Genomic DNA, 21,782 nt, shown 5'->3' with positions numbered 1-21,782 from the left:
GTAAATCCTCAATAAAAGTTCACCTGTTGCATAAAATTCCGCTAAAAATGCCCCATAAGAATCCCTCTCCTGCTACCCACCGGAAAGTGAGTAACGTTTGACACTGCTGATGAGAGGACTCGGTGTAACAAAGTGTCCCGCGGACATTTTGGACTTGAACCCGCTCCATTAGATAGATATGTTGTTTTCGTGTGATTTTATGAGTGCAGTCACGGGGAAAAAGCGCCACTAACCTATTGAGTCATCTGGCACAATCGGAATTTGGTACATTTTTCACTCAGCACACAGGAAATGGAATCTCATATGGGGCTTTTGCCTCAACCAAGACAATAATCCTGTCTTGCCTGTTGCCGGATGCAGCAGTCTCTTGTGCCACGGAGTCGCACGGGAGCAGGTTCAAGGCTGAACACAACATCGACAGAGACGTCACTTATGATCAAAAAACTCATTCTATCTACCTTGCTGTTTTGCGGGCTGGCCAGTGCCGCCCCTAGTTCCACTCTGGACGCCGTGCTGGAGCGCGGTGTGCTGCGGGTCGGCTTCGACGCCGGCTATCAACCCTTCGAAATGACCAACAAACAGGGCCAGTACATAGGTTTCGATGTGGATCTTGCCAAGATGGTCGCCAAGGAGATGGGCGTGAAGGTCGAGTTCGTCAACACAGCCTGGGATGGCATCATTCCGGCGCTGCTGACCGACAAGTTCGACGTCATCATGGGCGGCATGACAGTCACCCCCCAGCGCAACCTGCGCGTCAACTTCGCCGATCCCTACATAGTCGTGGGCCAGACCATAGTGCTGCGCAAGGAGAAGGTTGGCGAGATCAAGTCCTTCAGCGATCTCAACGATCCCAAGTACAAGATCGCGGTCAAGCTCGGCACCACGGGCGAGCAGGCGGTCAAGCGTCTGATCCCCAAAGCCACCCTGCTGCAGTTTGAAACCCAGGACGACGCCAAGCTGGAAGTGATCAATGGCAAGGTCGATGCCTTCGTCTACGACCTGCCCTACAACGCCATCTTCGCCTCCCAGAACACAGGCGCCGTGGTGCACCTGGACAAGCCGTTCACCTTCGAACCCCTGGCCTGGGCCATCCGCAAGGGCGACCAGGACACCCTCAACTGGTTCAACAACTACCTGCGCCAGATCAAGGGTGATGGCAGCTACGACCGCCTCTACAAGAAGTGGTTCGAATCCAACGCCTGGCTGAATCAGCTCAAGTAACCTCGCAAGGGGCGGCCTGCCGCCCCTTCACGCAGATCCCCACACAATAAATAACTACAACGAGGTTGCGACAGTGCACAACCCAACAAGACAGATGGAAAAACAACCCAATAAGCTGCTCTGGCACGGCGTCTTCCTGCTGATGCTGCTGGCTGCCGTATTCGGCATCTATAAAGCGGTTCAGTCCGTGGATTACACCTGGCGCTGGGAGCGGATCCCCCAATACATCGCCTATCAGGCGGAGCAGAACAACCTGGCCGAATTTGACGGCACAGTGGTCGCCGGTACCACCAGCGCCGAACAGGGCAAGCTATTCCTGCAAAACGATCTCGACCCCAATCAACGCCAAGCCATCGCCAGCACAGGGGTGAAGGTCGCCGAAGGGGACACCATATTCCGGGGCGATACCCTGGATACCGAACTCACCTGGACCGCAGGCCCCATCGCCTGGGGCGTCTGGGTTACGGTCAAGCTCTCTCTGGTGGCGGGCGTGTTCGCCATCCTGCTCGGCACCCTGGCAGGCCTGGCTCGCCTCTCCCCCAACCCGGCCCTGCGCAATCTGGCGGTCACCTATGTGGAGCTCATTCGCGGCACGCCGCTGCTGGTGCAGATCTTCATCGTCTACTTCTTCATCGGTACCGTGCTGAACCTGGACAGGTTCACCGCCGGGGTCGCGGCACTGGCCGTCTTTACCGGCGCCTATGTGGCTGAAATCGTGCGCGCCGGCATCAGCTCCATTCACAAGGGGCAGATGGAGGCCGGTCGCAGCCTGGGGCTCACCTCGGCCCAGACCATGCGTTACGTCATCCTGCCACAAGCCTTCAAGCGGGTACTGCCGCCGCTGGCGGGCCAGTTCATCAACCTCATCAAGGACTCCTCTCTGGTGTCTGTCATCTCCATCACGGATCTCACCAAGGCGGGGCGCGAGGTGGTCAGCTCCACCTTCAGCCCGTTCGAGGTGTGGTTCACCGTGGCCCTGCTCTATCTGGTGCTGACCGGCACCCTCTCCTTTATGGTACGTCGTCTGGAGGTGAAATATGCGCGCAGCAACTGATCCCATCATCAAGGCTCAACAGGAGTCGAGAAGTGCTGCCATCACAGGCACGCCCCGCGCCTTCCCGGTACGTCGTCTGGAGGTGAAACATGCGTGCAGCAACTGATCCCATCATCAAGGCGACAGGTGTCGAAAAATTCTATGGCACCGAGGTACACGCCCTGAAAAATGTCAGCACCCAGGTGGCCGAAGGGGAAGTGGTGGTGATAGTGGGCCCCAGCGGCTCGGGCAAATCCACCTTCCTGCGCACCCTCAACCAGCTGGAGACCATCAACGACGGCAACATAGTGGTCGATGGCATCAGCCTGACCGAACCGGGGGACGTCAACAAACTGCGGGAAGAGGTGGGCATGGTGTTCCAGTCCTTCAACCTCTTCCCCCACCTGAACGTGCTGGACAACATCTGCCTGGCACCGCAGAAAGTGCGCGGGCTGTCGCGCAACGATGCGCGGGACAGGGCCAAGGCCCTGCTGCTGAAAGTGGGATTGTCGAACAAGGCCGAGAGCTATCCCTCCCAGCTCTCCGGCGGCCAGCAACAGCGGGTGGCCATAGCCCGGGCACTCGCCATGCAGCCGCGCATCATGCTGTTCGATGAGCCCACCAGTGCGCTGGACCCCGAGATGGTGGGTGAGGTGCTGGACGTCATGAAGGGGCTGGCCCGCGAGGGCATGACCATGGTGGTGGTGACCCACGAGATGGGTTTCGCCCGCGAGGTGGCGGATCGGGTGCTCTTCATGGAAAACGGTGAGCTGCTGGTGGATGAGAAGCCGACCGACTTCTTTGACAATCCCCCCTCCCCGCGCCTGCGCCAGTTCCTGAGTCAGGTGCTCTGACGCTGACAGTCGTAGAAAGCAGAAGAGGGAGCCCATGGCTCCCTCTGTTATTGATGCCCATCAGTGAAGTTGCCAGCGCGGCTGGTTCTTAGAAGCGATAACGGGTCATCAGTCCTGCGTAGTGCTGCTCGGGCAGCACTACGGGGGCCAGGATCCAGCGCTCGGTGGCAAAGGCGCCAATCACCGCCCCCAGCGCATTGGCACCCGCGTCGAGGACAGAGAACTTGCCGTTTCTCGACGCCAGCTCTCCCACCACCCCGATCCCGGTGGAAACCCCGAACCCGATCCAGCCTCTCTGTTCCCGATAGCCGTAATGATCGGCGATCGCCGTAAAGCCCGCCCCCATGGCCGCGCCACCGATGAAATGGCTCAGCTCGCTGTTGAAGCTGTCATTGGCCTGCGCACTCGCACTCAGCAGGCCGAACATGACATATAAATGGATCGTTCTCATCCCCCCCTCCATTGCCGGCACCTTGCCACCCATGGCGCCCCCAACCGGGACGCTCATTGTTCCAGTGTAAGCGAGGACCCAGACGACAGGGCACCGGCCTCGGGATGGTACATCCAAGGACATGTCATCAACGGCCACTATTTGTCAGTAAAAACAAACCGTTGAATCTGTGCCCCGGTAGGGCCTGCACGGCTTGGGACATGAAATGTTAATGAAATTTTAAATCCATTCGGTATGCTGGAACCCAACTGGTCAAACCGGATGCCCGACATGGATGTGCAACTGCTGCTGCTTTATCTCTCCCCGATCTTTCTGGCCTTTATCGGCTGGGAGATGCTCTATCTGCGCAAGCATGGTACGGCCTTTCCCACCGCCACCTACCAGTGGCGAGACTTGTTCGCCAACGCCACCCTGGCCCTGATGCATCAGGGGGGCGATGCACTGACGGCCATCGCCATCGCCTACCTGTATGACGCTCTCTGGGGCTGGCGCCTGTTCGACATAGAACTCAATCTCTGGAGCATCTTGTTGCTCTTTTTGCTGCAGGATCTCTGTTACTGGCTGTTCCACTTTGCCAGCCACCATGTGCGCTGGCTGTGGGCCTCCCACGTGGTGCATCACAGCTCGGAGCGGCTCAACCTCTCCACCGCCTTTCGCCAGAGTCTGATGTACCCAATCTCCGGCATGTGGCTGTTCTGGATCCCCATGATCCTCATCGGCTTCCCGCCCCAGGCCGTGGTGGCGACCGTGCTGCTCAGCCTGGGTTTTCAGTTCTTCGTTCACACTCAGGTGGTGGGCAAGCTGGGCCGGCTTGAGTGGGTCTTCAACACCCCCTCCCACCACAGGGTGCACCACGCCAGCAATGCCAAATACATAGACCGCAACTTCGCCGGGGTGCTCATTATCTGGGACAGGCTGTTTGGCACCTTCGTGGAAGAGGACCCCGCCGAGCCCTGCCGTTTCGGCATCACCAAGCCCATCCGCAGCTTCAACCCGCTCACCCTCACCTTCCACGAGTGGCGCGACATGCTGCGCGAGGCCCGTGGCCTCCCCTGGCAGCGGAAACTCGGCGTGCTGTTTGGCAAGCCGGCCGGCCCCGGCAGCGTCTGAATCAGAATCTTGCCGCAGAGTAAAAAAAGAGAGCGCCACCGGGGCGCTCTCTTTCATTGCCAGTCACAGCCCCGGATCAGACATGGGCAAATGACCAGAGTGCGGGAATCAGGCTCACCAGGGTTATCCCGGCCAGCAGTCGCTCGCGGCCACTGAGTCGTTCGGCGCCAGCCAGCTGACGGCGGCTGTAGAGAAACAGCAGCAGGCCCGGCCCGTACAGCAGCAAGGAGAGCAGCAGGTATTCCACCCCGGCGGCATAGAGCAGCCAGAGGCCGTAGCCGCTCGACACCAGCGCTACAGTCCGCATCAGGCCGTTGCCCTCACCACTCAAGGACAGTTTGAGCAGGAAGAGGCCGATCAGCAGGTAGGGCACCAAGATCATGGAGGTGGAGATGAGCAGCAGGCTGGTATACCCCTTGCCAAGCAACCACACCAGCAGTAGGCAGCCCTGCACCGTCAGGCTGGTGAGCCACAGCGACGCTATGGGAGTGCCGTTGCGATTCTGGCGCCGGAAGATGGCCGGAAAGGCGCCGTGGCGCGCCGCACTGAAGGGCACCTCGGCCGAGAACAGGGTCCAGCTCACGTAAGAGGCGAGCACGGAGACGATGAGGCCGACGCTGATGAGCAGCTTGCCCCAGGAACCTGTCATCTGGCCCATCAGCCCCGCCATGGAGGGGTTGGGCAGGGCCGCGAGCTCAGGGCGGCTCAATATCCCCAGCGCCAGCACAGAGATGAGCACATAGAGCAGCAGTGCCAGCACCACCCCCAGCACTGTGGCCGTGCCCACATCCCGCTTGTTTCTGGCACGGGCCGACAGCACGGCCGCCCCTTCGATGCCGGTGAAGACCCAGAGGGTGATCAGCATGGTGTTGCGCACCTGCTCGGAGACCGGCACCGCCAGCGTGCTGCCCCCCTGATCCGCCGCGAAGGTCACAGGGTCGAACCAGTAGCAGGCGAACAGGATGAACAGCAGCAGCGGCAGGCTCTTGGCCAGGGTAGCCACCAGATTGAACAGGGCAGCCTGCTGCACGCCATGGGCCACCAGCAAGTGCACGGCCCAGAGGATGCAGGATTCGCCGATGAAGGCCGCCAGGGTGTTGCCCTCGCCAAACCAGATTTCGGTTGGCGTATCGACGAAGCTGCCCAGCGCGGCGAAGGCGATCACCAGATAGCCCACCACGCCTATGGTGGCGCACAGCCAGTAACCCCAGGCGGAGAAGAAACCCACCAGATCGCCAAAGCCGGCGCTGGCATAGCTGTAGATGCCCCCATCGAGATCCGGTCTGAGCCGCGACAGGTAGAGGAAGCTCATGGCCAGCGCCACTATGCCCACCCCGGTCACGCCCCAGCCGATCAGCACGGCGCGGGCGCCGGCCACCTCGGCCATGTTCTGGGGCAGGCTGAAGATGCCCGCCCCCACCATGGAGCTGAACACCAGGGCGGTGAGGGACCAGAGGCCTATTTTGCTCTCTTTCATGTGATCTCCTTAGCGCAGCCGGCTGGCCAGGGTCTGAATATGCTCGGGGCCTATGCCGCAGCACCCGCCGATGAGAGAGGCCCCGACGGTGCGCCAGCGATCGGCCCAGCCGAGGTAATCCAGCGGCCCCAGATCGGCGCGGATCTCGTCCAGCCCGTCGTTGGCGGTCGCCTCTTTTGGCTGGGGCGGAAAGGCATTGGCATAGGCGCCGAGGCGAATATCCCCTCGACCCAGCGCCTGCAATCTGGCGCCAGCCACCGTCAACGCGGCCTCAATCACCTCGGGCTGGCAGCAGTTGAACAGGATGGCATCCACCCCGACCGCGACCAGCGCCGTGACGGCATCGACTACCCGCTCGCCGGAGCGCAGGGTCGGCTCGCTGCCCGGCGCCTCGTCCTCCAGGGTGAAGGAGACCCAGAACGGCTTGCCATCCGCCGGCAACAGCGCCTTGAGCGCCAGCGGCTCGGCGATCAGGCTCATGGTCTCGGCCAGCCAGATGTCCACATGGGGCGCCAGCGCCCGGATAAGCGGCGTTGCCAGCTCGCCCACTCTGTCCGCCTCGAACAGGTCAGCGCGGTAGGAGCCAAACAGCGGCGGCAAGGATCCCGCCACCTGCACGGCACCGCCCTGTTCATCGGCCACCTCGCGGGCCAGCTGGCCAGCCAGCGCCGCCAACGCTTCCCCTTCGGCGGCAAAACGCTCGGCACCGATATGAAACGGCACCAGCGCATAGCTGTTGGTGGTGATAACGCGGGCACCGCTGGCCACATAGGCCTGATGCACCTCGCGCACCGTCTGCGGCGCCTCCATCAGCGCCAGCGCCGACCACTCGGGCTGGCGAAATGGCGCGCCCCGCCGTGCCAGCTCACGCCCCATGCCACCGTCCAGTACCCACAATGCCTGTGTTTCCATCTGTCCTGTCTCTTTGTTGTTGTGTTTGTCTGCATGTTTCATCTGTGGCTGTTCTCCTGGCTGGCGTGGCTGTGCGTCGCCTTGCTCATTCAGGGTGAACCGCCAAAACGGCCATAAAAACATATGGATGTTTAGATGGCCAAAACAAGATAGAACAAAGCCGAGCCGACGGCAATCGGTATCACAGGGCATCAGCAGACAGCAGAGACGGGAAAACAGCGAAAGCGGCAGAAGGTAGAAGGTAGAAGGTAGAAAAGCGTGAGGCCACCCAAGGGTGGCCTCATTGCAACAGGATGAACAGGTGGCTTAACGCCCTGCCAGCACCCGTTTTATCTGTTTGGTCCAGTCGGAAACCCGACCCTGCTGGGGCAGACCACGCCAGATCTGCTCCCACTGAGCCGGGCTCAGTGGACGACCCAGTCGACGCTGCACCCCGGCATAGAGATAATCGTGGGCCGTGGTGGCAGCATGGGCGGAGGTGAGGAACTTGGATACAGGATCGGTCAGCCGCACATCCCGCATGCCGAGCAGCGGATAGTCATTGTGCACCGCCGCCAGCATGGTCTCGCGCATGGCCGACTCTATGTAGCCGCGGGCAAACAGGGCGGTCACCGACTCGAGGGACCCCTGATCCGGGCCGTGATACTCTTCATCGAACACAGGGCTCGGCTCTGCCACGCCACTTTGCACCACGGCATCGGGATCCGGCTGCGGCACCACCACCGCCTTGGGAGCGACAGGTTTGGCAACGGCTGTGGCCTTGCGGGGTGCGCTCTGGCTGCAAGCGCCCAGCGCGAGGGCGAGCGCCACACAGGCCAGCGCACGGGAATGAGACTGCATCTTCATGACTCCTTGATAGCTCCTTTACGATTCCTGAGCAGGCTTCTCGGCCACCACGGGTTCGACCCGGGTCACCAGCAGCTGGTCGATCTTGTAGCTGTCGATGTCGACCACTTCGAACTTGTAACCCGCGTATTTCACCGAGTCGGTTCGCTTGGGGATCTTGCGCAGCATGAACATGATGAAACCGGCTATGGTCTCGTAGTTCTGGCTATCCGGAAACTCTTCGATGTCGAAGGCCCGCATCACGTCCGAGATGGGGGTCACTCCATCCACCAGCCAGGAGTTTTCGTCCCGCTGCACTATCTGCTCTTCCACCACGTGGGTGGCCCACTCGCCCATGACGGTACTCATCAGGTCGTTCATGGTGACTATCCCCACCACAAGGGCGTATTCGTTCATCACCACGGCGAAGTCGCCCCTGTGGTTCTTGAAGTACTCCATCGCCTCGTAGAGGTTGAGGGTGTCGGGAATGATGATGACGTTCTGCACCAGGGAGCCGCTGTTGAGGTCTATGCTCTGGCCGCTGATGACGCGGATCAGCAGCTCTTTCGCATCGACGAAGCCCTTGATGCTGTCGAGGTTGTGGTCACAGACCAGAAACTTGTTGTGCGGGTGTTCGGCGATCTTGGCCTTGATGCTCTCCTCGCCCTCTTGCAGGGTGAAGTAGATGAGGCTCTCGCGGGCCGTCATGGCGGAAGTCACGCCGAGGGACTGCAACTCGAACACGTTCTCGATCAGCTGATGCTCTTCACGCTGGATGACGCCGGCCTCGGCGCCTGCATCCATCACCGCATAGATGTCGTCAGAGGTGATCTCGTCGTTGCGTATCATGGAGACCCGCAGCAGACGGAACAACGCATTCGCCATGCCATTGAAGAACCACACCAGCGGCATCAGCAGGGTCACGCACAGCAGCATGGGGCGTACCACCACCACGGCGATCCGCTCCGGCATGGTCATGGCCAGGCGCTTGGGCATCAGGTCGGCGATCAGGATGAACATGCCGGTGACGAACACGAAGGAGGCGGCGGAACTTATCTGGCTGAGCCAGGGGCCTTGATAGAAGCCGGAGATGAACCCCTTGATGGCAGGATTCAGGGCAGACTCACCCAGGATACCGCCCAGGATGGCGACGGTATTGAGGCCGATTTGCACCACGGTAAAGAAATTACCCGGCTGGGCCTGCAGCGCCAACACCTTGGCGGCATGGCGATTTCCCTCATCGGCCATCACCTGCAACTTGATCTTGCGGGAGGCGGCAAGGGATATCTCGGAAAGAGAGAAGAACACGCTGCCGGCAACCAGCAACATCAGAAAAAATAAACTATCGGCAAAACTCATGATTAACCTATTGCTACACCCGTCTTAGCACAAGACGGCAAACTGGGCCTGGGAGACCAGACCGTGAGTCCATCCGAGACTCACACAGGGGGCATATTCTAGCAGAAAAGCGCCTGTTGGGTGGCGATATCTTACTCTGGCACCCAGTGCAACAAAAAAGGCGCCCAAAGCGCCTTTTTATTCATTTTGCGGTCAGTGCTTGCCGAGCAGCTCATTGAGCTCGTCCGCCTTGGTGTGGCGCACGTCCTTGCCTTTGACGTAATAGACTATGTACTCGCAGATGTGCTGGCAGCGATCGCCGACCCGCTCTATGGCCCGCGCCGCCCACAGCACGTTCAGCACCTGGGGTATGGTGCGCGGATCTTCCATCATGTAGGTCATCAGCTCGCGAATGATGGACTCGTACTCCCTGTCCACCTTGTCATCTTCCTTGTAGACGGCGATGGCCGCCTCCAGATCCATGCGGGCAAAGGCGTCTAGCACGTCGTGCAGCATCTTGATGGTACGCCGGCCCATGTTCTCGAGCGATACCAGCGGCGGTTGCGGCTTGTTGGCGTTGTCGGTCAGCATGCGGGCAATCTTGTCCGCCACGTCGCCGATGCGCTCCAAGTCCGTGATGGTCTTGATGATGGCCATCACCAGCCGCAGGTCGGACGCGGTGGGCTGACGCTTGGCGATGATGCGGGTGCACTCCTCGTCGATCGCCACTTCCATGGCGTTGACCTTGTGATCGTTCGCCACTATCTTGCGCGCCGCATCCAGATCCTGATCGTGGATGGCCGCGATGGCGTCGGTCAGTTGCTGCTCCACCAGGCCGCCCATCACCAGCACCTGATTGCGCACGCTCTCAAGTTCGGCATTGAACTGACCGGAGATGTGTTTATTGAGGTTCATATTGTCCATACAAATAATCCTTATGCTCCGAGTATGCCCTAGCCGTTGAACTGACCGGTAATCTGTTTCTTGATGCTCATCTTGCTCATACCAATAACCCTTATTGCACCAAGCATGCCTTAGCCGTTGAACTGACCGGTAATCTGTTTCTTGCTGTTCATATCTATCACCCCTGCTCTGCCACTCACACTATTAGCCGTAACGACCGGTGATGTAGTCCTCGGTCTTCTTCTTGGCCGGGGTGGTGAAGATGGTGTTGGTGTTCGAGTACTCGATGAGCTCGCCCATGTACATGAAGGCGGTCTGATCCGAGACCCGCGCCGCCTGTTGCATGTTGTGGGTGACGATCACCACAGTGAACTGGCTCTTGAGCTCGTTGATCAGCTCCTCGATGGTGAGGGTCGAGATCGGGTCGAGCGCCGAGGTCGGTTCATCCAGCAGCAGCACTTCCGGCTCGATGGCGATGGCCCGGGCGATCACCAGACGCTGCTGCTGACCACCGGAGAGGCCGAACGCATTGTCGTGCAGGCGATCCTTCACCTCGTCCCACAGCGCCGCGCCGCGCAGTGAACGCTCGGCCGCCTCATCCAGAGTGCGTCTGTCGTTGATGCCCTGCAGGCGCAGGCCGTAGACCACGTTCTCATAGATGGACTTTGGGAAGGGGTTGGGACGCTGGAACACCATGCCCACCTGGCGACGCAGGGCGGAGACATCCACCCCCTTGTCGTAGATATTGTGGCCGTGCAGCTGGATCTCCCCCTCGATGCGGCAGATCTCCACCAGATCGTTCATCCGGTTGATGCAGCGCAGCAGGGTCGATTTGCCGCAACCGGACGGGCCGATAAAGGCCGTCACCTGCCCCTTGGGGATCTTCATGTTGACGTTGAACAGCGCCTGCTTGTTGCCGTAGTACAGGTTGAGATCCTTGACCTCCAGCGCGGTCTGCTCCGGGCTCAGGTTGAGCAGATCCAGCGCTGTGTGCTGGGTGGAAGCTGTCGTTACGTTGATCATCTGTTACCTCAAATCAGTCGATGGCGGCGGGCATCTTGATGTGCCAGCGGCCGGAACACTTGACTGGCAAGGGGGGCAGCCGCCCGTCCCTTGCCTCAATATCAGTCTGGGGTGGCTGGATTAATGTTCCAGCGACCGGAATTTTTCACGCAGGTGGTTACGAATGCCTGTGATGCCCGTCAGGTTCATCATCAATGCTCCAAAGAACGGAACTTCTCGCGTAAATGGTTACGAATGCCGATGGCCGTCAGGTTGAGACCGACGATCACCGTCACCAGCAGGAAGGAGGTGGCATACACCAGTGGCCGCGCCGCCTCGACGTTGGGGCTCTGGAAGCCCACATCGTATATGTGGAAGCCCAGGTGCATGAACTTGCGCTCCACGTGCAGGTACGGGAAGTTGCCATCCATCGGCAGGGTCGGCGCCAGCTTCACCACCCCCACCAGCATCAGCGGCGCCACTTCACCGGCGGCGCGGGCGATCGCCAGGATAAGACCTGTCATGATGGCCGGGCTCGCCATGGGCAGCACGATGCGCCACAGGGTCTCTGCCTGGGTGGCGCCGAGCGCCAGCGAACCCTGGCGAATGGTGCTCGGGATCCGGGCCAGCCCCTCTTCGGTGGAGACGATCACCACAGGCAGGGTCAGGATGGCCAGGGTCAGCGCCGACCAGATGACGCCGGGGGAGCCAAAGGTCGGGCTCGGCAGCGCTTCCGGGTAGAACAGCTGATCCAGCGAGCCGCCGAGGGTGTAGACGAAGAAGCCCAGACCGAACACGCCGTACACGATGGAGGGCACACCCGCCAGGTTGATCACGGCGATGCGGATGATCTTGGTCAGGCTGTTCTTGCCCGCGTACTCGTGCAGGTAGACAGCCGCCACCACGCCGAGCGGCGTGACTATGATAGCCATCAGGAACACCATGAAGACGGTGCCGAAGATGGCCGGGAATACGCCGCCCTCGGTGTTGGCCTCGCGGGGATCGTCGGAGACGAACTTGCCGATCTGGTGGAACCAGTAGCCCACCTTGGCCAGCAGGCTCATGTCGTTGGGCCACACCACGTCCAGCACCTTGGACATGGGCATGACCACCAGCTCGCCACGCATGTCCTTGACCGTGATGGAGTCTCTGTCCGCCTGGGCACGCAGGGAGAAGAGCTGCTTCTCCAGCACCTGATAGTTGTCATTGAGGGCCTGACGCTGCTCGGCCAGCTGGGTTTTAAGCTGATCGGTCAGCTTGTCGTCCAGCTCGGCCTTGCGCTCTTTCAGGCGCAGCCGTTCCAGCTGATAGTTGATGCTGCCTATGTCCCCTTTTTGCAGATCGTCAGCCTGTTCGGAGAGATCGTTGGCACGGGCCAGCACCCGTTGCAGCGCGGGATGCAGATCCTGGCTCAGCTCGCGGCCGTCCTCCTTGACCCCGACTATGTAGCCGTAGAAGTTGCCGTTGGTGGCACGCTCCACCATGGCCAACTCGGTCGGCAGGCTCTGGGACTTGATGTCGGTCTCCAGCACCCAGCGAAAATCGAGGTCGACGAACTCGCGGTTGCCGGTCTTGACCAGGTAGCGGGTCAGCAGCTCGCGCTCCTCCCCCTCCAGCGGCAAGCCTGCGGCGCGCAGCCGCTCCACCGGCACCAGTTCACGGTCGTTGATTTCGCCGATCAGCACGCTCTTGTTGCCGTTTGCATCTTCGAGCTGCCACTCATAGATGGGGTGAGGCCAGAAGTAGACCAGACCGCGCCAGCCGATCAGCAGCAGCAGACCCAGTACCGCGACCAGACTCAGGCTGACGGCACCGCCGGTCATCCAGATCCAGGGGGCCCCTGATTTAAACCACTTACCCATTATCGATTCCTTGTTCATATACAGAACGCCGCTTTTGATGGAACGGCTCATTACAGAGAGCTGTATTTTTCACGCAACCGCTGACGAATGAACTCGGCCAGGGTGTTGAACATAAAGGTGAACACAAACAGGACGAAGGCCGCGAGGAACAACACCCGATAGTGAGAGCTGCCCACTTCCGATTCCGGCATCTCCACCGCGATATTGGCGGCCAGGGTGCGCAATCCCTGGAACATGGAGAAGTCCATGATGGGGGTGTTGCCGGTGGCCATCAGCACTATCATGGTCTCGCCAACGGCGCGGCCAAGGCCCATCATCACCGCCGAGAAGATGCCCGGGCTGGCGGTGAGGATCACCACCCGGCTCAGGGTCTGCCAGGGGGTCGCCCCCAGCGCCAGCGAACCCTGGGTGAGATGCTTGGGCACGGAGAAGACAGCGTCCTCGGCGATGGAGAAGATGGTGGGTATGACGGCAAAGCCCATGGCGATACCGACCACCAGGGAGTTGCGCTGGTCAAACTTGATACCCATCTCGTGGGTCAGCCAGATGCGCGAGTCGCCGTGCATGAAGGCGTTCTCGATGAGCGGGCTCACCGCGAAGGCGCCCCAGCCGATCAGCAGCAGCACGGGAATCAGCAGGATGGCGTGCCAGCCCTCAGGCAACCACGACCGGCCACGCTCCGGCAGGTAGTTCCACACCAGCGCGGTCAGCAGCATCCCCATCGGCAGCAGGATCAGCAGCAGGATCACCCCGGGCAGCGCCCCCTCTATGATGGGAGCAAGCCAGAGACCCGCCAGGAAGCCCAGGATAACGGTCGGCAGCGCCGCCATGATCTCGACCGTCGGCTTGACGTATTTGCGCAGCCCGGCCGACATGAAGTAGGCGGTGTAGATGGCGCCGGCAACGCCGAGCGGCACCGCAAACATCATGGCGTAGAAGGAGGCTTTCAGGGTGCCGAACACCAGCGGCACCAGGCTCAGCTTGGCTTCGAAGTCATTGCTGGCGGAGGTGGATTGCCACACATACTGGGGCTCAGGGTAGCCTTCGTACCACACCTCCTGCCACAGGGCAGACCAAGTCACCTCGGGGTGCTCATTCTCCACCGCGAACAGTTTGAAGCCATCCCCCTGCTGCATCAGCAGCACGTTGTGGCGTGGCGAGATGGCCAGGGCCGACAGGGCGCCGCCCTCGACCTTCTCGCTCAGCAGCTTGGTCTCGCCGGTGGCGTGGAAGAAGCTGACGGTGCCATCCTTGCCTGCGCTGATGAAGCCCTTGCGAAAGTGCTCCGGGGTCAGCAAGTCGACCGGGCCATCGCCCTTGAAGTCACGAATGGGGGTGAACTGGCGCTTGCCGTCCTTGGCCACTTCGAACCACTGGGAGATGACGCCGTTGTCATTGCCCACCAGCAGGGATGAGGCACCGGAGAGCAGCTCGACCCGGGTCACGTTGGCGTTGGGGGCATTGATCTCCATGACGTTGCGCAGGGAGATGTCATTGAGGTTGTGAATGTCGTAGACGGAAAGACGGTTGCCCTCACGCACGAACAGGATGCGCAAGTTGGGGGTCAGCAACAGCTGATCCACATGGCGCGGCAGGGAAGGGATGCTGTAGTTCTGGGCGCTCCACTCCACCTCGCCGGAGAGGAAGTTCTCCTCGCCGCTCATGACCGTCATCACGCCGCGGCCATCCTCGGTCACGGCGGCGGTGGCCATCTTCTCCTTGGTCGCCTCGAACACCATCAGCTGCAACGCTTTCCCTTGCGGATCTATCACCACGGGCGCTTCGCCGAAGGGATATTGCAGGCTGGGTTCTATGACCCGCACATCGTTGGGATAGGAGACCTTGAAGTAGGGCTGCATCACCAGCGCCTTGCCATCGGCAAAACCGTAGGCGATGAGCTTCTGACCCGGTGCCGGCGGCGCGACCGTGGTGATGTCACCCGCGACCTGGGCCTGACCCAGCGCCTGACCCACCTTGACCTTGCCATCCCCCTGGACGGCGAAGAAGTTGACCAGCCCCTTGTCGCTGAAGCGGTAGCCAATCTCGTTCTGCTCCTCCATCCCGAGCCAGGCGGTCTTGCCCGCAACGGGCAGCGTGAACGACGCGGTCGGCTCCATCGTGGCGCCATTGAAGATGGGTTTCACCACATAGAGCAGGTAGAAGAAAATGAGCAACAGGGCCACCAGCACCAGGGCACCACCCGTGGTGACCCCGTACTTGGCCAACTTATCCTTGATACGGCGCTTTCTACTGCCCGCCATACCCAAGTTTATCGATTCCGATGACATGCAAGACCTCAATGTGAGCTAGGCTTGGCGGCATTATATGGCGGTTGCATGACAGTTTTGTTACATCGAGGCCCTCGGTGAAGAGGTTATTTTGGGAGGCATTCAGGCAGGACGTTGTCGGCAAGCAGCAGAGCCAACCATCTGTTTTATATGAAGATATATGAAGGCATCAAACGAGGGGGCTAGGCGGCCCCCCCTTGGTGTCAGACGGCGGAGCCGCCGCTTTGTTGCAGCGCCTGTCTGGCTGCCTTTTTCTCGGCGCGGCGACGCTTGAAGAAGGCCGACAGCTGGGCCGAGCAGGCTTCCGCCAGCACACCGCCGGTCAACTCGACCCTGTGGTTATGGCGCGGGTCCTGCAATATCTCGAACACTGACCCCGCCGCCCCTGTCTTGAGATCCTGCGCCCCGTACACCACCCGCTTGACCCGGCTGTGGATCAGGGCGCCGGCGCACATGCAGCAGGGCTCCAGCGTCACATAGAGGGTGGTGTCGAGCAGCCGGTAGTTTTCCAGCCGGACACCGGCGGCGCGGATCGCCATGATTTCCGCATGGGCACAGGCGTCATGGGCGCTGATGGAGCGATTCCACCCCTCACCGATCACCTCGTCCCCCAGCACCAGCACGGCACCGACCGGGATCTCGCCTATCCCCTCGGCCCTGGCGGCCAGTGCCATGGCGTGGCGCATCCAGCGCTCGTCTTGCTGCGCTTGCTCAAAGGAGTCAGCATTCTCTGATGGCGTCACGCCCTTACCTCTATTTGTCATTATATTGCCTGCGCGCCTTGAACATTGGCGCCGTGCCGACCGGGATCTCACCCGTTTCCCCCTCAGCCCTGGCGGCCAGTGCCATGGCATGGTGCATCCAGCGTTCATCCTGCTGCGCTTGCTCAAAGGAGTCAGCATTCTCTGATGGCGTCACGCCCTTACCTCTTTATATTGCCTTTGTGCCTTGAACATTGGCGCCGTGCCGACCGGGATCTCACCCGTTTCCCCCTCGGCCCTGGCAGCCAGTACCATGGCGTGGCGCATCCAGCGCTCGTCTTGCTCGCCATGCCCCAAGCACGGTGCTATTTCTGATGGTTCCAGGCCCTTGTCCTCTCTCGACAGCTTGTTCATGACGATTTGTCCTGCTTCCCGGCCTGACTGATCGCTCATCCGTCTCTTCTTTACCTGGATGCGCTTATCCCGAACCGGCCCCTGCCCGCCGGCTGATGACGACATACGCGATCACCCGGCAAGGCTGCTCGCCTGGCAGTGGATGCACGCACCGCAACACGGGGCGGCGATTATGCCAAATCTCACCTGCAGGCCCAAGCTACATCTTGGTTGCGCAATAAAGAAGCAGTCGGCATCTCCCTGATAAAAAAGGAGTTGCACCAAACGATCCATATCATTAGACTCCTTTCCGTCAGCTCAGACTGACCTCGTCGGTGTGTAGCGCAGCCAGGTAGCGCATCTGCATGGGGTGTAGAGGGTCGGAGGTTCGAATCCTCTCACACCGACCATTTTCCCCGAAAATAGCCCAGTCTCGCGACTGGGCTATTTTTTTGCCTCGTTGCCCGCTTCCCATCTTTATTCTCCTGCCAAACGCCTTGCCCACAGAGCCATCACTATCGACGGCATGTTTTTTATACAGAACCACTTGAAACCTCTGGCGAGTATCGCTAGGATACGCCACTTTTCCGCCGGCAATGGATACAGGGAGGTGGAAATCCGGGTGATGGAGTCACCAACCGGCTTGCAATCCAACGAGGCAAGCACCCATGACGCAAGCAGTTGACGCACAACCCGACCAGGCCCCCCTGCCACTACCGAACGTCGAGCTCGGTGATAACGAATACGGCACCATAGTGCGTCTTGACGTGGTCGATCTGGCGGCGCCGGACGACGATTACTGATCCCGCCCCTCAAGGGATCCCCCGCACGCAACAGGAGAGTGTGGCCGCTGAGCCGTGAATTTCGCCACCCTTTCATCCTCCCGAGGGGCCAGGAAGGCTCGCTGATACAAATAACAATAAAATGCTGAAAAACTGAACATAACCAGTTGCATTCACTACTCATCACCCTCCCCTCCCTCTGCTAGTTGTCAGGCCAAGGTGATACAAACCTACGTTATTGCTCGTCACTTTCCCCTCGCTGGTGGGGTAAATCCCATTCGGCCCCCATTCGCCATCCAAGTTTTAAACAAACGTTCACTAGCCAATGTTGGCAGGAGCTGGATATTCACTGGGATCGCCGATCTCATTTCATACAGCTGTTTTTTGAAAGCTTGGAGTTAGGTCGGGATTTGTTTTTGCATTTGTAATTTTATTACGTAATAAGTTACATCCCAAGCCGTATTCCCTCCACTGGATCACACCACCATCAGGGGTCGGAAAACAAGCGCATAACCATCTGCATAGAGCTTTTGCGCTAATCACATAAGTTCATTAAAAACATCATCTTAACCACCAGTCAAAAACAGGCGTTTTAAAAAAGTGGTTGACGAACAGGGCAATATTTCGCACCTTATGAATCGTGTTATCCCGTTGTTACGGGAAGTTTGAAAGAACAGGGATCGACTTTAGTCGTAGTTAGTAAGTTCAAAATGTAGTTCTCAAAGGAGTGAACCTTATGTCGGCACCGGCTCAGACCCACTGCAGCGCCCGCCTTCGCATCCAGGGCGAGATGCTGCCCGAATACGCGCAAATTCTGACGCCGGACGCGGTGGCTCTGGTCTCCGAACTGGTGGAACGCTTCGCGCCCCAAAGAGGGGAATTGCTGAAACAACGTGTGGCACGCCAAGCCCGCATCGATGGCGGCGAGCTGCCGGACTTCCTGCCGGAAACCGCCCACATCCGTGCCGGTGACTGGACCATTCGCGGCATCCCCGCCGATCTGCAGGACCGCCGTGTGGAGATCACCGGTCCGGTCGAGCGCAAGATGGTGATCAACGCCCTCAATGCCAACGTCAAGGTATTCATGGCGGACTTCGAGGATTCGCTGGCTCCCGCCTGGAACAAGGTGATCGAGGGGCAGATCAACCTGCGCGATGCGGTCAATGGCACCGTCTCCTACACCAGCCCCGAGGGCAAGGCCTATACCCTGAACCCGGATCCGGCCGTGCTCATCTGCCGGGTGCGTGGCCTGCATCTGCCTGAAAAACATGTGACCTTCGATGGCGCCCCCATCCCAGGCGGTCTGTTCGACTTCGCCCTCTATTTCCTGCACAACCATCAGGCGCTGCTGGCCAAGGGCTCGGGCCCCTACTTCTATGTGCCCAAGCTGCAGAGCCATCTGGAAGGGCGCTGGTGGAGCGAAGTGTTCGCCTGGACCGAAGACAAGTTCGGCCTGCCCCGCGGCACCATCAAGGCCACAGTACTGATCGAAACCCTGCCTGCGGTGTTCGAGATGGATGAGCTGCTCTATCAGATGCAGGATCACATAGTCGCACTCAACTGCGGCCGCTGGGACTACATCTTCAGCTACATCAAGACCTTGAAGAACCACCCTGATCGGGTCCTGCCGGACCGTCAGGTAGTCACCATGGACAAACCTTTCCTCTCCGCCTATTCGCGGCTGCTGATCAAGACCTGCCACAAGCGCGGCGCGCTGGCCATGGGTGGTATGGCGGCCTTCATCCCGGCCAAGGATGCGGCCGTCAACGAGCAGGTGTTTGCCAAGGTCAAGGCGGACAAGGAACGCGAAGCCCACAACGGCCACGACGGCACCTGGGTGGCCCACCCCGGCCTCGCCGACACCGCCATGGCGGTGTTCAACGCCACCATTCCCGTTGGCGCCAAGAACCAGATCGGCGTGCTGCGCGAGCAGGATGCCCCCATCACGGCCGCCGAGCTGCTGGCCCCCTGCGAGGGTGAGCGCACCGAGGCGGGCATGCGCACCAACATCCGGGTCGCCCTGCAATACCTGGAAGCCTGGATCAACGGCAACGGCTGCGTGCCCATCTATGGCCTGATGGAAGATGCGGCTACCGCCGAGATCTCCCGCACCTCCATCTGGCAGTGGATCCGCCACGGTAAGAGCCTGTCGAACGGCCAGGTGGTGACCAAGGCGCTGTTCCGCCAGATGCTGGCCGAGGAGCAGCAGGTGGTCAAACACGAACTGGGCGACGCCCGCTGGCAAGCGGGGCGCTTTGCCGAGGCGAGCGAGCTGATGGAACAGATCACCTGCGCCGACACCCTGATCGATTTTCTGACGCTGCCCGGTTACGAGCGGCTCTGAACTCCGGGCCTCCCCAGCGGAGCCCGCCAATAACAAGTCAATGGAAACGTGAAATCAATGAAAGAGGGAACTGATATGGCACTGACCCGTGAGCAACAGATCCAGGCTATCGAGAAAGACTGGGCAGAAAACCCCCGCTGGAAAGGGATCAAGCGCGGCTACAGCGCCGAAGACGTGGTGAACCTGCGCGGCAGCTTGCAGCCGGCGCACACCCTGGCTCAGCGCGGCGCCGACAAACTGTGGGAACTGATCCACGGCAGCGCCAAGAAAGGCTACGTCAACTGTCTCGGCGCCCTGACCGGCGGCCAGGCGGTGCAGCAGGCCAAGGCGGGTATAGAGGCGATCTACCTCTCCGGCTGGCAAGTGGCGGCGGACAACAACTTGTCCTCCACCATGTACCCGGATCAGTCCCTCTACCCGGCCAACTCTGTCCCGTCCGTGGTGGAGCGCATCAACAACTCGTTTGCCCGTGCCGACCAGATCCAGTGGGCCAACAAGGTGGGTCCGCAGGATGCCGGTTTCATCGACTACTTCCTGCCTATCGTGGCGGATGCCGAAGCCGGTTTCGGCGGCGTGCTGAACGCCTTCGAACTGATGAAGGGGATGATTGAAGCGGGCGCCGCCGGCGTACACTTCGAAGATCAGCTGGCCTCGGTGAAGAAATGCGGCCACATGGGCGGCAAGGTGCTGGTCCCCACCCAGGAAGCGGTACAAAAGCTGGTCGCCGCCCGTCTGGCAGCCGACGTCTGCGGCACCACTACCCTGGTGATTGCCCGTACCGACGCCAACGCGGCCGACCTGCTGACCACGGATGCAGACCCTTACGATGCCGGTTTCCTGACCGGTGAGCGCACCGCAGAAGGCTTCTACAAGGTGCAGGCGGGGATCGAGCAGGCCATCTCCCGTGGTCTGGCCTATGCCCCTTACGCCGACATGGTGTGGTGCGAAACCGCCAAGCCGGATCTGGACGAGGCGCGCAAGTTTGCCGAAGCCATCAAGGCGCAGTACCCGGACACCATACTGGCCTACAACTGCTCCCCCAGCTTCAACTGGAAGAAGAACCTGGACGATGTCACCATCGCCCGCTTCCAGCAGGAGCTGTCCGACATGGGTTACAAGTACCAGTTCATCACCCTCGCGGGCATCCACAACATGTGGTTCCACATGTACGAACTGGCCTACCAGTACGCCCGTGGCGAGGGGATGAAGCACTACGTCGAGATGGTGCAGGAGCCGGAATTTGCCGCCGCCAGCCGTGGTTACACCTTCGTGGCACACCAGCAGGAAGTGGGCACGGGTTACTTCGACAAGGTGACCACCGTCATCCAGGGTGGCCAATCGTCAGTGACAGCGCTGACAGGTTCCACCGAAGAAGATCAGTTCCACTGATAACTGCATGCGAGCCACCGAGCTCGAACAAAAACCCCGGCCAGGTGCCGGGGTTTCTTTTTGCTCGCAGCTCAAGGATGCAGCGCAGACAGGCGGTCACCGTCGGCTCAGAGTTCGAGGATCTCTTTGACGAAGGGGATGGTGAGCTTGCGCTTGGCGCGAAATGAGGCGTTATCGAGCTGATTGAGGGTGGTAAGCAGGGTGCGCATGTCGCGGGAGAGTCGGTTGAGCAGGAAGCGGCCCACATCGATGGGCAATTTGAAGCCCCGCAGCTCGGCACGCAGCTGCAGGGCACTGAGCTTGCCTTCATCATCCAGCTCGTCGAGATGGAAACTCACCCCCCAGTCGAGGCGGGAGGCGAGATCCGGCAACTGCAGCCCCAGCTTGCGCGGTGCGCTGCAACCCGTGACCACCAGGGTCCCCTCACCCTTCTCCTGCCAGCGATTGTAAAAATCGAACAGGGCCCGCTCCCACAGCGCATTGCCGGCGATGGCTTCCAGACTGTCCAGACAGACCAGCGGCAGGCTTTCGAGGGCATCGAGCATACTGGGATCCAGCTGTTCGAACTGATCGAGGGAGAGATAGGCCGCCGCCGCATCGCGGGCATTGACCTCGGCGCAGGTGGCGTGCAGCAGGTGGGAGCGTCCCGATCCCTTGGCGCCCCAGAAATAGAGGAAAGGTGATCCCTGACCGATGGCCGCATTCTTGAGGGCGGTGATCAGATGAGCATTGTTGCCGGGATAAAAACTGACGAAGGTTTCATCATCCGGTAATTGTACGGCTAAAGACAGTTGGGCCGGTTGCTTCACTCGTTGGGCTTTGACTGTGACATTTGTGGCTGAGTGTATCATCGCAAAGGCAGATAGAGAACCGCCCGGACTTGGCCGGGCGGTTGGT

At 60.3% G+C, this 21,782-nt stretch carries 20 protein-coding genes and 1 tRNA gene; 9 read left to right on the top strand and 12 right to left on the bottom strand.

Features of this window, described 5'->3' with window-relative positions:
* Positions 1 to 432: 432 nt before the first annotated feature.
* From CK910_RS12930 to CK910_RS12920, 4 genes are all read left to right on the top strand, one after another.
* Entirely contained in the window at positions 433 to 1,221 is a 789-nt protein-coding gene (locus CK910_RS12930; RefSeq protein WP_042870751.1) for a transporter substrate-binding domain-containing protein, read from the top strand.
* Between the two features lie 94 nt (positions 1,222 to 1,315).
* Entirely contained in the window at positions 1,316 to 2,275 is a 960-nt protein-coding gene (locus CK910_RS12925; RefSeq protein WP_172955305.1) for an amino acid ABC transporter permease, read from the top strand.
* A complete protein-coding gene (locus CK910_RS24520) occupies positions 2,259 to 2,381 on the top strand; it encodes a hypothetical protein (RefSeq protein ID WP_301336227.1) in 123 nt (40 codons plus the stop codon). The genes CK910_RS12925 and CK910_RS24520 overlap by 17 nt, the downstream gene beginning before the upstream one ends.
* The gene (locus CK910_RS12920; RefSeq protein WP_042870747.1) at positions 2,365 to 3,108 is read left to right on the top strand and encodes an amino acid ABC transporter ATP-binding protein; all 744 of its coding nucleotides are present in this window, start codon (positions 2,365 to 2,367) and stop codon (positions 3,106 to 3,108) included. The genes CK910_RS24520 and CK910_RS12920 overlap by 17 nt, the downstream gene beginning before the upstream one ends.
* Positions 3,109 to 3,196: 88 nt before the next feature.
* Here the strand turns inward: CK910_RS12920 and CK910_RS12915 are convergent, their stop codons facing one another.
* Positions 3,197 to 3,559, bottom strand: a complete 363-nt coding sequence (locus tag CK910_RS12915; RefSeq protein WP_098983535.1) for a hypothetical protein — start codon at positions 3,557 to 3,559, stop codon at positions 3,197 to 3,199.
* Between the two features lie 270 nt (positions 3,560 to 3,829).
* Here CK910_RS12915 and CK910_RS12910 point away from each other — a divergent pair, with 270 nt between their 5' ends.
* The gene (locus CK910_RS12910) at positions 3,830 to 4,669 is read left to right on the top strand and encodes a sterol desaturase family protein (RefSeq protein ID WP_172955304.1); all 840 of its coding nucleotides are present in this window, start codon (positions 3,830 to 3,832) and stop codon (positions 4,667 to 4,669) included.
* Positions 4,670 to 4,745: 76 nt separating this feature from the next.
* On the opposite strand, the gene CK910_RS12905 is transcribed toward CK910_RS12910, so the two are convergent.
* From CK910_RS12905 to CK910_RS24640, 10 genes are all read right to left on the bottom strand, one after another.
* The gene (locus CK910_RS12905; protein ID WP_098983529.1) at positions 4,746 to 6,146 is read right to left on the bottom strand and encodes a basic amino acid/polyamine antiporter; all 1,401 of its coding nucleotides are present in this window, start codon (positions 6,144 to 6,146) and stop codon (positions 4,746 to 4,748) included.
* Positions 6,147 to 6,155: 9 nt separating this feature from the next.
* Positions 6,156 to 7,058: a homocysteine S-methyltransferase family protein gene (locus CK910_RS12900; protein ID WP_098985081.1), complete on the bottom strand. Its 903-nt coding sequence runs from the start codon at positions 7,056 to 7,058 to the stop codon at positions 6,156 to 6,158.
* 306 nt (positions 7,059 to 7,364) lie between these two features.
* Entirely contained in the window at positions 7,365 to 7,904 is a 540-nt protein-coding gene (locus CK910_RS12895) for a hypothetical protein (RefSeq protein ID WP_172955303.1), read from the bottom strand.
* Positions 7,905 to 7,922: 18 nt separating this feature from the next.
* Positions 7,923 to 9,242, bottom strand: coding sequence for a hemolysin family protein (locus CK910_RS12890; RefSeq protein WP_043137467.1), 1,320 nt, complete (start codon positions 9,240 to 9,242; stop codon positions 7,923 to 7,925).
* A 192-nt stretch (positions 9,243 to 9,434) separates the two neighbouring features.
* Positions 9,435 to 10,145, bottom strand: coding sequence for a phosphate signaling complex protein PhoU (gene phoU, locus CK910_RS12885; RefSeq protein WP_042036494.1), 711 nt, complete (start codon positions 10,143 to 10,145; stop codon positions 9,435 to 9,437).
* A gap of 183 nt (positions 10,146 to 10,328) precedes the next feature.
* Positions 10,329 to 11,147 (bottom strand): phosphate ABC transporter ATP-binding protein PstB, encoded by an 819-nt coding sequence (gene pstB, locus CK910_RS12880; RefSeq protein ID WP_043137469.1) that lies wholly within the window; start codon positions 11,145 to 11,147, stop codon positions 10,329 to 10,331.
* A 191-nt stretch (positions 11,148 to 11,338) separates the two neighbouring features.
* On the bottom strand, positions 11,339 to 12,988 hold the full coding sequence (gene pstA / locus CK910_RS12875; protein WP_098983526.1) for a phosphate ABC transporter permease PstA: 1,650 nt from the start codon (positions 12,986 to 12,988) through the stop codon (positions 11,339 to 11,341).
* Positions 12,989 to 13,038: 50 nt separating this feature from the next.
* Positions 13,039 to 15,276: an ABC transporter permease subunit gene (locus CK910_RS12870; protein ID WP_043556646.1), complete on the bottom strand. Its 2,238-nt coding sequence runs from the start codon at positions 15,274 to 15,276 to the stop codon at positions 13,039 to 13,041.
* Between the two features lie 203 nt (positions 15,277 to 15,479).
* A complete protein-coding gene (gene tadA, locus CK910_RS12865) occupies positions 15,480 to 16,040 on the bottom strand; it encodes a tRNA adenosine(34) deaminase TadA (RefSeq protein ID WP_098983524.1) in 561 nt (186 codons plus the stop codon).
* Positions 16,041 to 16,190: 150 nt separating this feature from the next.
* Positions 16,191 to 16,430, bottom strand: a complete 240-nt coding sequence (locus CK910_RS24640; protein ID WP_416016064.1) for a hypothetical protein — start codon at positions 16,428 to 16,430, stop codon at positions 16,191 to 16,193.
* 273 nt (positions 16,431 to 16,703) lie between these two features.
* Here CK910_RS24640 and CK910_RS12850 point away from each other — a divergent pair.
* The 4 genes from CK910_RS12850 to aceA all read left to right on the top strand — a co-directional run bounded on the left by CK910_RS12850 (position 16,704) and on the right by aceA (position 20,885).
* Positions 16,704 to 16,780: transfer RNA gene (locus CK910_RS12850), tRNA-Pro, on the top strand.
* 258 nt (positions 16,781 to 17,038) lie between these two features.
* Positions 17,039 to 17,173, top strand: a complete 135-nt coding sequence (locus tag CK910_RS24515; RefSeq protein ID WP_280136099.1) for a hypothetical protein — start codon at positions 17,039 to 17,041, stop codon at positions 17,171 to 17,173.
* Between the two features lie 715 nt (positions 17,174 to 17,888).
* A complete protein-coding gene (gene aceB / locus CK910_RS12845; protein ID WP_098983521.1) occupies positions 17,889 to 19,496 on the top strand; it encodes a malate synthase A in 1,608 nt (535 codons plus the stop codon).
* A 75-nt stretch (positions 19,497 to 19,571) separates the two neighbouring features.
* The gene (gene aceA, locus CK910_RS12840) at positions 19,572 to 20,885 is read left to right on the top strand and encodes an isocitrate lyase (protein ID WP_098983519.1); all 1,314 of its coding nucleotides are present in this window, start codon (positions 19,572 to 19,574) and stop codon (positions 20,883 to 20,885) included.
* Positions 20,886 to 20,992: 107 nt separating this feature from the next.
* On the opposite strand, the gene hda is transcribed toward aceA, so the two are convergent.
* Positions 20,993 to 21,694 (bottom strand): DnaA inactivator Hda, encoded by a 702-nt coding sequence (gene hda, locus CK910_RS12835; RefSeq protein WP_016351307.1) that lies wholly within the window; start codon positions 21,692 to 21,694, stop codon positions 20,993 to 20,995.
* Between the last annotated feature and the right edge of the window lie 88 nt (positions 21,695 to 21,782).

It is taken from the genome of Aeromonas sp. CA23, from assembly GCF_002587065.1.
In the GTDB taxonomy this organism is placed as follows: domain Bacteria; phylum Pseudomonadota; class Gammaproteobacteria; order Enterobacterales; family Aeromonadaceae; genus Aeromonas; species Aeromonas bestiarum.
This window is presented reverse-complemented; position numbering and strand designations above follow the sequence as displayed.